This is a genomic window from Dehalococcoidia bacterium (genome assembly GCA_035574915.1).
Lineage (GTDB): Bacteria > Chloroflexota > Dehalococcoidia > DSTF01 > WHTK01 > DATLYJ01.
In genome coordinates this window covers 1-10,629 of record DATLYJ010000159.1, presented here as the reverse complement: position 1 = coordinate 10,629, position 10,629 = coordinate 1, and the positions used below count along the sequence as shown (strand labels likewise).

Genomic DNA, 10,629 nt, shown 5'->3' with positions numbered 1-10,629 from the left:
ATCTCCATGTCGGGCTTCACGGTCGTGGGGTGCTGGGTGGAGCCATAGTCCTCGGCGACGCAGTTGCCGACCTGGAATGTCGCCGGGTCTCGGCCGGGTGCGACGCATTCGGTGACCAGGTCGCGGTCAGTGACGACGCCGGCGATGTTGCCGTTGGCATCGACCACCACGAGGGCGCCGGTGCGGTGCTTCACCATGAGCTCGGCGGCCGCGCGGACCGTGTCGGACTCCTTGATCTGCACGACAGGAGTGGTCATGACGTCTCGGACTTTCATCTTTGGTTCCTTTCCGGCTAGTCCAGGCCAGCGCGCCAGCGCCAGTACCCGATGGCCGAGGCGAGGGCCTTCGCCGCGCGCTCGAAGCTGTGGAAGCTCGCGAGGCCGTTCTCGAGGAAGAGCTGACGGCCCTGGGCCGCGTTCCCCTCGTCGGCGCCCGGGTGCACGATGGTGACTATGGGTTTCGACGAGCGCTCCTGCAGCTCCTTGAGGGCGTTCACCATGCGCATCTGCTGCTCCGGGGGGCCGCCACCACCGGGGCCGCGCGTCTCGACGGCGATCGCGTCGATATTCGGGTCAGCGTCCACGATCTCGAGGATGGCGCGAAGGTTGTCGTGCTCGCTGACGGCGCCGCGCTGACCGATGGTGCCAGCCATATCGAAGGGGTTGCGGTAGCTGCCGCCGATGATGTTGAAGAACTCGCGCAGGCGCGCGTAGGAGCCCTCTGTGAGGGTGGGGACCTCTAGGCCGGCCTTGGCGAAAGCGTCGGTGATGACGACGGACTGGCCGCCGGTCATGGCGAGCAAGGCCATGCGGCGCCCGGTCGCGGGCTTCGAGTACACGAGGGCCTTACAGGCATCGATCGTCTCGTCGAGGCTATTGGTGGCAATCAGTCCGCACTGCCTGACAATGGCGTCCCAGATGCGCGCCGGCGTGCCGAGGGAGGCGGTGTGCGAGTGGGTGGCGCGCTGGCCCTCCGGGGTCTGCCCGCCCTTCCAGACGATGACGGGCTTGGCGGCGCTGGCCTTTTTCAGGGCGGCGAAAAGGGCGCGGCCGTCCTTGACCCCCTCCAGGTACATGCCAATGACCCGCGTGTCCGCGTCCTGGGCCAGGTACTCCAGGTAATGCGCGGCATTGAGGACGATCTGGTTGCCGATGCTGACCGACTTCGAGATGCGGACGCCGTTGGCGGCGCCGGTGACGCCGAAGTTGATGGCATGCGTGCCCGACATCGAGATGAAGCCGACCGGGCCGGGCGCTTCGACCTGCTGCTGGCCGGACTGACGTACTTTCACGGCCGGGTTGTAGAGGCCCATGCAGTTCGGCCCGATGATGAGGAGGTCGTTCTCCCTGGCAATCCGGGTGAGTTCTTCCTGGAGCCTTATGCCCTCCTCCTCGTCCGTCTCGGCGAAGCCGGAGGTGAAGAAGGCGACGGCGCCGACCTTCTTCCTGGCGGCGTCGGCGGCGATCAGGGGCGCGAAGCGCCGGGGGACAGCGACCTGCACGTAATCGATCTCGTCCGGGATGTCGAGGAGGCTGGTGAAATTCGGCACTCCCAGTGCCTCGATACCGGCGATCTGGGTGGGGTCGACCTGCACGGAGTAGAGCTTGCCGGTGAACTCGCGGTAACCGCGGAGCCACATGAAGCCGGGGCCTTTGTCGCCGACGACGGCGACAGTCCTGGGGTTGAGGGCGCGTTCGAGCCTGGCGTTGAGGTCGGGAGGCATCGGCGTGAGTTTAGCCGATGTTGGCGCCTGAGGGCAGGGCGGCAGGAGGCCGGCAGAGAGCGCTAAACTCAGCGCGAACGCTGATGACTGAGCGACGGTTCGTGCTGGGGGTTGACCTCGACGGCGTCTGCGCCGACTTCTACGCCGGCCTGCGCCCGATCGCCGCCGAGTGGCTCGGCGTGCCGGTCGAGAAGCTGCCGCTGGCCGTGACCTGGGACCTGCCGGAGTGGGGCGTCGACAAAGCCCCCGGAGGCTACGATGCGCTCCACCGCTTCGCGGTCACGCAGCGCGACCTCTTTCGTGTGCTGCCCGTTATGCCGGGCGCGCCGCAGGCGTTGCGCCGCCTCTCGGACGAAGGCGTGCGCATCCGCATCATCACCCATCGCCTCTACATCAAGTACTTCCACCAGGTGGCGGTGCGCCAGACCGTCGACTGGCTGGACTACCACGACATCCCCTACTGGGACCTCTGCTTCATGCGCGAGAAGGCGGACGTCGGCGCCGACATGTACGTCGAGGACTCGCCCGAGAACGTGAAGCGGCTGCGCGACCAGGGCAAGGAGACGATCGTCTTCACGAACTCCGCCAACCTGGACGTCGGCCCGCCGCGCGCCGACACCTGGGCCGAGGTGGTGGAGATGGTGCTGGCGCGGATGCGTGCGGCCGGGGCCGGCGGCCGCTGAGGCTGCCGGGGCGCCGACCTGGCGCCAGGTCCTGCTGAAACCCGCTCCTGGCGTGTCCTTCCGATACGGCAGCGTGATATGGCGGCGGCCCGGCGGGCTGCCGGGCCGCAGGCCACGCCTCGGCATGCCTTCGTGCTGCTGACGGGCCTGACGATATGCGAACGATAGGGACAACTGGTGGAAGACAACGCCCTCATCGTTGGATAAGTGCGAAGTGTAATCTGCACTTGCGTCAGGCAACGTTGGATACAGGAAATGACTCAGCAGCTACTGTCATCTCGCACGAAGTCGGGCACGCCCTGGGCCTTAAGGACGAGGGCACTGACCATACAACCATCATGCGGAGTCCCGATCCCGGAACCCTGACCCCAACGGCCGGTGAGCGCCGCACCCCGGAGTGGTGCATTCCGTTTTACTTCTACTGCCCCTGGTAAGAGGAGGACAACGATGTACGCAATGCGCGTGGCGCTGCTCTCGGGTCTACTCCTGGCGGCGGCGTCCGGCCGGGCACTCGCGGACACTCCGGCGCCAACGCGGGCTGTCTCCACGCCCCCAGCTCCAGACACAAGCGGCACCGGCCCAGTTCACAAGATAGAGGTCCGCGAACGGGGAGGGGCGAGGGCAGCGCCCGCCGGAACTACTGTCGACCTGGCAAGGGTGCTGCCGCCAACCCAGGCAGGTCCCGTGGAGCAGCGCACGATTAGGTGCGCCCAAGTCGCAGTCGTCATGGGCGTAGCCAATCTGACCCCCGTACTCAGTTCCGATTGCCCCGCTGATAGCAATATCGTTGCTATCATCTTCTACCCCGACGGTCAGCCGGGAGTAGTGGCGCAGCCACAGCCCGCGATTGCCTGGCGCCGTGCGATCCCAGGAGAACCCGTCCGGGAGATAAGTCTCGTCGTGACACCCCCTCAGACTGGGGAAGGCCTGCCGGCAGGTGCTGCCGCGCCGCCGCAGCCGGAGGACTCCACATCCACAAGCGGGGCGGGCCTGCAGACCGATGTGGCTCTAGTCGGCCTCGCCACTCTCGTCCTGGCCGCCGGAGTCATGGTGGCGGCACGGCGAAGAGGCATACAGAGACTCAGACCTCCCGTGTCCGCGCGCTCGCGATAAGCAGAGCGGAGAAGAGGTGTGACTGAAGATACCCCGGACACTGGCTGCCGGGCCGCGCCGGTCGGCCTTTCAGGGCGACTTGGAACCAATGCACGCTTGTTCGGGTGCGTGATCAACCTCAGGGGAAGGCTTCTGCGGGCGTGCGTGATACGCGGAGACAACCGAGGCGCGATGCCACTCCTCGTCCCCTGGCAGCCGCCGCCGCTGGGCTACTACGATTGCATCGCCGCGACCATCTCGCACGAGGTCGGGCCGACCATTCCGACGGCACAGATGCACCAATCATGCAGACGCCGCCGCGTAGCAGGCAGTTCCCAACGTTCAGGGACAAGGAGGTGGCAGGGCAATGCATCTACCTCGACAACTGCTAAACGTCATGAGGTGCGCGGCCTTGCTTGTGCCACTGGCCGCAGGGCAGGTGGCCAGCCCCAGGGCCTCCGCGGCGGTCGAGCGGGCGTGGTTTGTCGGAGCGGTCTACATCGACTCAGCAGGTGCGTCCGCAGGCACGGCGATCGAGGCTGTGATCGGCAACACCGTCTGCGGCCAGGCAGTTACTGCTCCCGGGGCAAGCCATGGGCCGCGAGGAAAGGCGGCCGCTTCCACGTTCTACATCGAGGTGCTCGGGGAGTCCGAGCGGCGTGGCTGCGGCAAGGACGGCGACACCATCAGGTTCCGCTCGGGAGGCCGCTTCGCGAACGAAGTTGCCGTCTGGAAGGCGATGCCTCCGCGCGCGCCCACGATGTTTTCGGGAAGCGCCGCAGCATCCTATCCTCCACCGCTAAACCTCGTCTTCGGGCCGCCGGTGACCGTCCTGTCCGGACTGATCAGGGGCCAGAACCCGCCACCCCGCAGTACTATCGAGGCCTTCGTGAAAGGGCGGTCCTGCGGCCAGGGGGAAGTCCTGCCTGAAGAACCAGCCGGCGACGCCTGGTACGTCATCATTGTCCGGTCCGATCAGGCAACTCGAGGCTGCGCGAAGGCCGGCGACCGCATCGAACTGCGAATCAACGGTCAGCCCGTGCCTGAGAGTCCGGATGGCGCTCCAGGAACGCGCTCCCTCGACATTACGTTCACGACGCCACACCCTGCTCCCGATGCCAGTCCCCTCGCGGAGCAAAGTGACGGCAATTGGCAACTTTGGGCGGGCGCCGCAGCCGGACTTGCCCTGGCGATAGCCGTCGGGGCGCTGCTCACGCTTCGCAGGTGGTGGCACGGCCGAAGGTGGTAGAAGCCCCTTCGTGCGGGAGTTGCGCCTGACGCTCCAGCACGAAGGTTCGCTCCCTTTAACCATGTAGTAGGGTCAGTGAGTCTCTCCGTAGATCAGGTTCTGGCACAAGATGACGGGGTCTTCTCTCATGGAAGGACAGAATCATCGCTAGCGTCTCAACGGACAAATCTACTGAGCAGAACCAGCGGACAGATTCTCGGAGCAACGACACTACTCTTTAGCACCCTTGTTCGAGTCCCCCGCCGTGGCTAGAATGATAACCCTACCACGCCCGCGACAAGGGAACCCTCTTGCCCCACGAAGCGATCATCGTCCGCGGCGCCCGCGAGCATAACCTCAAGAACATCGACGTCACCATCCCCCGGGACAAGCTGGTGGTCATCACTGGCCTCTCCGGCTCCGGCAAGTCCTCCCTCGCCTTCGACACCATCTACGCCGAGGGCCAGCGCCGCTACGTCGAGTCCCTCTCCGCCTACGCCCGGCAGTTCCTGGGCCAGATGGAGAAGCCGGACGTCGACTACATCGAGGGCCTGAGCCCGGCGATCTCCATCGACCAGAAGGGCGCCAGCCGCAACCCGCGCTCCACGGTCGGCACCGTCACCGAGATCTACGACTACCTCCGCCTCCTCTTCGCGCGCGCGGGGCGGCCCCACTGCCCCGTCTGTGGCCGCCCCATCGAGCGCCAGACGGTGCAGCAGATCGTCGACTCCATCCTCGAGCTGCCCGAAGGCCACCGCCTCATGCTCCTGGCGCCGGTGATCGGCGACCGCAAGGGCGAGCACCACCACGTCTTCGAGGACGCCCGCCGGGCCGGCTTCGTCCGCGTCCGCGTCGACGGCGTCGTGCACGACCTCGACGAGGACATCCCGCTCGACAAGAACAAGCGTCACAGCATCGAGGTCGTGGTCGACCGTCTGATCACCGAGGCGCCCGGCGGCGAGGGCTCCGCCGCTTCCGCCAGCCGCCTCGCCGACTCCGTCGAGACGGCGCTGAAGCTCGGCGGCGGCGTCATGCTCGTCACGATCGACCCGCCGCTGAAGGCGCCGGCGGCGAAAGAGCGCGGCCGCGGCCGCAATGGCGCCTCGGAGGCGCCGGCCCCGGAAGAGCGCCTCTACTCCGAGAAGCTGGCCTGTCCGGAGGGGCACATCTCGCTCGGCGAGCTCGCGCCGCGGAACTTCAGCTTCAACAGCCCTCACGGCGCCTGCCCGGACTGCACCGGCCTGGGCGTGAAGATGGAGATCGACCCGGAGTTGGTGATCCCGAACAAGAGCCTGAGCCTCGCCGAGGGCGCCATAATCCCCTGGTCGCGCGCCGCCTCGACCAGCACCTGGTATTACCGCCTCCTCGAGGCCGCGGCGCGCAAGCACAAGATAGACCTCAATGCTCCCGTGAGCGAGCTGACGCCGGAGCAACTCCGCATCGTCCTGTACGGCGACCCCGGGCAGGTGACCGTCGTCTACCAGAGCAGCAGCGGCGCTACGAACCGCTGGGAGACGAAATACGAGGGCGTGATCACGAACATGATGCGCCGCTACAAGGAGACGGAGTCCGAGTACATCCGCCAGGAGTTCGAACGCTACATGGCCGCCGTCCCCTGCTCGACCTGCAAGGGCGCGCGCCTGAAGCCGGAGTCACGCGCCGTCCTGGTCGGCGGCAAGAACATCACCGAGACGACAGCGATGTCGATCCTCGAGGCGAAGGACTGGTTCGACCACCTGGCGGGCCCGAACACGCCGCTCTCGCCGCGCGAGCAGGCCATCGCGTACCAGATCCTCAAGGAGATCCGGGCGCGCCTCGACTTCCTGGTCGAAGTCGGCCTCGACTACCTCACCCTCGACCGCGCGACGGCGACGCTGTCCGGCGGTGAGGCGCAGCGCATCCGCCTGGCGACGCAGATCGGCTCGGGGCTAATGGGCGTCCTCTATGTCTGCGACGAGCCGACGATCGGGCTCCATCCTGCCGACGACGACCGCCTGATCCGCACGCTGTGCCGCCTGCGCGACCTCGGCAACACCGTGCTCATCGTGGAGCACGACGAATCGATGATGCGCGCGGCGGACCACATCGTGGACATGGGCCCGGGGGCCGGGGTCGGCGGCGGCAGGGTGGTGGCCCAGGGCACGGTCGAGGAGGTGATGGCGAACCCGGACTCCCTGACCGGCGCCTACCTCAGCCGGCGGCGCGAGATCCCGATGCCGCGCTCGCGGCGGCCGGGCAACGGCCAGTACGTGCTGATCAAGGGAGCGCGGGAGAACAACCTCAAGAACGTCGACGTCGCGATCCCGCTCGGGAAGTTCGTCTGCGTGACCGGGGTCTCCGGCTCAGGGAAGTCGACGCTCATCACCGAGGTCCTCTATAAGAAGGCGGCCCAGGTGCTCTATGGCGCCCGCGACCGGCCCGGCAAGCACGACATAATCCAGGGCCTGGGCCACCTCGACAAGGTGATTGACGTCGACCAGTCGCCGATTGGGCGCACGCCGCGCTCCAACCCCGCGACCTACACGGGCCTGTTCACGCCCATCCGTGAGCTTTTCGCCTCCGTGCCGGAGGCGCGGCTGCGCGGCTACAACCCGGGCCGCTTCAGCTTCAACGTCAAGGGCGGCCGCTGCGAGGCCTGCCAGGGCGAGGGCTACATCGAGATCGAGATGCAGTTCCTGCCGGACGTCACTGTCCCGTGCGAGGTCTGCAAGGGCAAGCGCTACAACCGCGAGGCCCTGGAGATCCTCTTCCGCGGCAAGAACATCGCCGAAGTGCTGGAGATGACGGTGGACGAGGCGGTCGAGTTCTTCGCCGCCTTCCCCAAGGTGCGCTCGAAGCTCCAGACGCTGAAGGACGTCGGCCTGGGCTACATCACCCTCGGCCAGCCGGCGACCACGGTCTCCGGCGGCGAGGCGCAGCGCGTCAAGCTGTCGACGGAGCTATCGAAGCGCTCGACCGGCCGCACCCTGTACATCCTCGACGAGCCCACGACGGGCCTGTCGTTCGAGGACGTGCGCAACCTCCTCGCCGTGCTCCAGCGCCTCGCGGACGCGGGCAACACCGTCGTTGTTATCGAGCACCACATCGACGTGATGCTGAACGCCGACCACATCATCGACCTTGGCCCCCTTGGCGGCGAGCGCGGCGGCGAGCTGATCGCCGAGGGCACGCCGGAGGAGGTCGCCGCCCACCCCACGAGCCTCACGGCGCGCTATCTGCGGCAGGCCTTCGCGCGCCGCGGCATCGACATCGCGCCGGCCGCCCCGAGTACCAACGGCGCCGCAAGACGGCGGGCGAAGGTCGCGGCGGCGACTTAGCTCCTCAGGCCGTACCCGGAGCTCGAGACCCCATCCGCCTCATGGAAGGAGGTGGTGGCGTCTTGTCCGGGCGCGTGGCAGCCACACTCGGGCCAAGCATCCGCTCCGGCCTCGCCGAGCGTCGCGTGCAGAGGAAGCCGGTGCTCACGCCGGCCCGCCGGCTTCCGGCCCGTCGCCGCCCTCGACGGCGGCCTTGAGGTTCGCGAGCCCGGCCGCGAGCAGCAGCTCGCAGTTGCGGCGAAAGTGGCCGAAGGTCAGGGCCTGGTAGAGGCGGTAGCGGGCGCCCAGCGGCTCGAGGGCCGCGGTGACGACGCAGAAGTTGTCTTCGTTCGCGATAGTGTAGGTCAGCCGGCAGCGGACGCCGGCCAGGTCGACGTGCAGCGACAGGCGCTCCGGCCAGGCTGACTCCGGCTCCAGACGAGAGGGGCCGGCGCCGGCGTCACCGAGCTCGGACCACAGGGCCCGCCAGATCGCCGGCGCATCGGCCTCGATGCGAAATACCTTCTCGATTGCCACTCGTCCCCCCTGATGCAGGGTGCTGGCCTCTGCCGTCCGCCGCAAGCCCATAGCGGGCGCCTCTACTAAACTCGACTCATGGTCATCGGGCGCCTGCCGCGCATCTTCTACGGGTGGTGGATTGTCGCGGCCGGGTTCATGATCCAGCTGCTCGTCGGGGCGCTGCTCAACCAGGCCTACGGAGCATACGTGGTCCTGCTGCAACGGGAGTTCGGCTGGACGAAGACGATGCTGTCCGGGGCCTATTCCCTGACCCGCGTCGAAAGCGGCCTTCTCGGCCCGCTGCAGGGCTGGCTGATGGACCGCCTGGGGCCGCGCGCACTGATGCGCGTCGGGATGCTGCTCTTCGGCGGAGGCTTCATCGCCTTCAGCCAGATCGAGAGCGCCTGGCAGTTCTACGTCGCGTTCGCCCTGATGGCGCTCGGCTCGAGCCTGGCCGGCTTCTTTCCCCTTACGGTAGCTATCGTCAACTGGTTCGAGCGCCGCCGGGCAACGGCGCTTGCCCTGATGTCGATGGGCTTTGCCGTCGGCGGCCTGCTCGTGCCCGCGGTGGTGTTGATGCTGGACCACTTCGGCTGGCGCGCTACCGCCCTGGCCTCCGGCGTGCTCATCCTCGTCGCGGGCCTACCGCTCGTGCAGATGGTCAGGTTCCGGCCGGAGCACTACGGCATGACCGTGGACGGAGACCCGCTGGGGAGGACCGCTCCGGGCGCGACGCCGTCCGCGACGGCCGGGGAGCCAGCCGACTTCGATGCGGCCCAGGCGCTGCGGACGCCGGCCTTCTGGCTGATCTCGCTTGGCCACGGGGCGGCGCTGCTGGTGGTGGGCGCGGTCATGGTGCACCTGGTCTCGCACCTGCACGGCAACCTGGGCTACTCGCTGGCCGGGGCGGCGCTGATCGTAACGCTGATGACCGCCATGCAGGTGGCCGGCCAGCTCCTGGGCGGCTTCCTCGGCGACCGCTTCGAGAAGCGCCTGATAGCGACGCTCTGCATGGCCATGCACGCCGCGGGCCTGTTGCTGGTGGCGTACGCGACCGCGACCTGGATGGCGATCGCCTTCGCGGTGCTGCACGGCCTGGCCTGGGGCACGCGCGGCCCCCTGATGCAGGCGATGCGGGCCGACTACTTCGGCCGGCGCTCCTTCGGCACGATCATGGGCTTTTCGTCGCTGATCGTGATGTTCGGGCAGGTGTCCGGGCCGCTCCTCGCGGGGGTGCTCGCCGACCGCACGGGGAGCTACGAGAGCGGCTTCACGATCCTGGCCGCGCTCGCGGGCTTCGGCTCCGTCTTCTTCATCCTGGCGACGAAGCCGCGTCCGAAGGCGGCGACGGCGGGCGCGAGTCTGCGCCAGGCCGCGGGCGCGCCGGGAGACTGACCTGGTGCCGAAGGTGGGATTCGAACCCACACGGGGCTTTCACCCCAACGGTTTTTGAGACCGCCGCGTCTACCGTTCCGCCACTCCGGCTGAGCCTGCTACCTCCGGGCCGGCGCGCGCCGGCTCCAGGTTCGATTATAGGTGACCGGCCCGGTTACTCAGCGGAACGGCCTGCCTCCATCTCCTGGCGCCTGCGCATGTTGTAGGCCACGATCGGGCTCGGCTCCGCGGGCTGCCAGTCGCGGTAGGCGACCGAGGGGTCGACCGGCCACTCGATGTCGAGGTCGAGGCGCGACTCCGGCCCGGTAGCTTCGGCGAGCAGGCGAACGGCCGCCTCGCAGACCTTGCGCTGCATGGCGGCATCGTTCGGCATGCCGAAGGCATGGCCGAAGGGGAACTCGACTCCGACGATGCGCGAGAGCCGGAACTTGGAGGCGATATCCGGCATCATCGTGACGATTACTGTGGCGACTCCGGCTTCTTCGATGGAACGCGCCAGCACGGGCACGTTGCGGCAGCAGTCCGGTCAGGCCGGCGCCAGGACGAGGGCGTTGACGTTGGCCTCCTTGAGCCGCTGCGCGATCTCGGGGCCGTACTTCGCGCGCCACTCGGAACAGCCGCGCTCCTGGAAGCCCATGAAGGAATAGTGCTCCTCCGCCAGCCGGCCGATCCGGCCCTCGGCCTCGAGCTCTT

General features: G+C 67.8%; 8 protein-coding genes and 1 tRNA gene. 4 read left to right on the top strand and 5 right to left on the bottom strand.

Annotated elements, in window-relative coordinates:
- Positions 1-275, bottom strand: a 275-nt coding sequence (locus VNN10_14395; GenBank protein HXH23211.1) for a CBS domain-containing protein, incomplete at its 3' end; no start/stop codon positions are given.
- Positions 276-292: 17 nt separating this feature from the next.
- Positions 293-1,723, bottom strand: coding sequence for a CoA-binding protein (locus tag VNN10_14390; protein ID HXH23210.1), 1,431 nt, complete (start codon positions 1,721-1,723; stop codon positions 293-295).
- A gap of 83 nt (positions 1,724-1,806) precedes the next feature.
- Here VNN10_14390 and VNN10_14385 point away from each other — a divergent pair, with 83 nt between their 5' ends.
- From VNN10_14385 to uvrA, 3 genes are all read left to right on the top strand, one after another.
- Positions 1,807-2,406, top strand: coding sequence for a 5'-nucleotidase (locus VNN10_14385; protein ID HXH23209.1), 600 nt, complete (start codon positions 1,807-1,809; stop codon positions 2,404-2,406).
- Positions 2,407-3,910: 1,504 nt separating this feature from the next.
- On the top strand, positions 3,911-4,747 hold the full coding sequence (locus VNN10_14380) for a hypothetical protein (GenBank protein ID HXH23208.1): 837 nt from the start codon (positions 3,911-3,913) through the stop codon (positions 4,745-4,747).
- A gap of 290 nt (positions 4,748-5,037) precedes the next feature.
- Complete coding sequence (gene uvrA / locus VNN10_14375; protein ID HXH23207.1) at positions 5,038-8,043, top strand: excinuclease ABC subunit UvrA; 3,006 nt, start codon at positions 5,038-5,040, stop codon at positions 8,041-8,043.
- A 144-nt stretch (positions 8,044-8,187) separates the two neighbouring features.
- On the opposite strand, the gene VNN10_14370 is transcribed toward uvrA, so the two are convergent.
- Positions 8,188-8,559 (bottom strand): hypothetical protein, encoded by a 372-nt coding sequence (locus VNN10_14370; GenBank protein ID HXH23206.1) that lies wholly within the window; start codon positions 8,557-8,559, stop codon positions 8,188-8,190.
- A 78-nt stretch (positions 8,560-8,637) separates the two neighbouring features.
- Between VNN10_14370 and VNN10_14365 the strand changes: the two genes are divergently transcribed.
- Positions 8,638-9,936, top strand: coding sequence for an MFS transporter (locus VNN10_14365; GenBank protein HXH23205.1), 1,299 nt, complete (start codon positions 8,638-8,640; stop codon positions 9,934-9,936).
- Positions 9,937-9,938: 2 nt separating this feature from the next.
- Here the strand turns inward: VNN10_14365 and VNN10_14360 are convergent.
- Positions 9,939-10,026 (bottom strand) — tRNA-Leu (locus VNN10_14360).
- 64 nt (positions 10,027-10,090) lie between these two features.
- Positions 10,091-10,444 (bottom strand): hypothetical protein, encoded by a 354-nt coding sequence (locus tag VNN10_14355; protein HXH23204.1) that lies wholly within the window; start codon positions 10,442-10,444, stop codon positions 10,091-10,093.
- Positions 10,445-10,629 lie beyond the last annotated feature (185 nt).

Bases quoted from the DNA above. Each gene is read 5' to 3' on its own strand.
- VNN10_14390 (HXH23210.1), bottom strand. From the start codon at position 1,723: ATGCCTCCCGACCTCAACGCCAGGCTCGAACGCGCCCTCAACCCCAGG.
- VNN10_14385 (HXH23209.1), top strand. From the start codon at position 1,807: ATGACTGAGCGACGGTTCGTGCTGGGGGTTGACCTCGACGGCGTCTGC.
- VNN10_14365 (HXH23205.1), top strand. From the start codon at position 8,638: ATGGTCATCGGGCGCCTGCCGCGCATCTTCTACGGGTGGTGGATTGTC.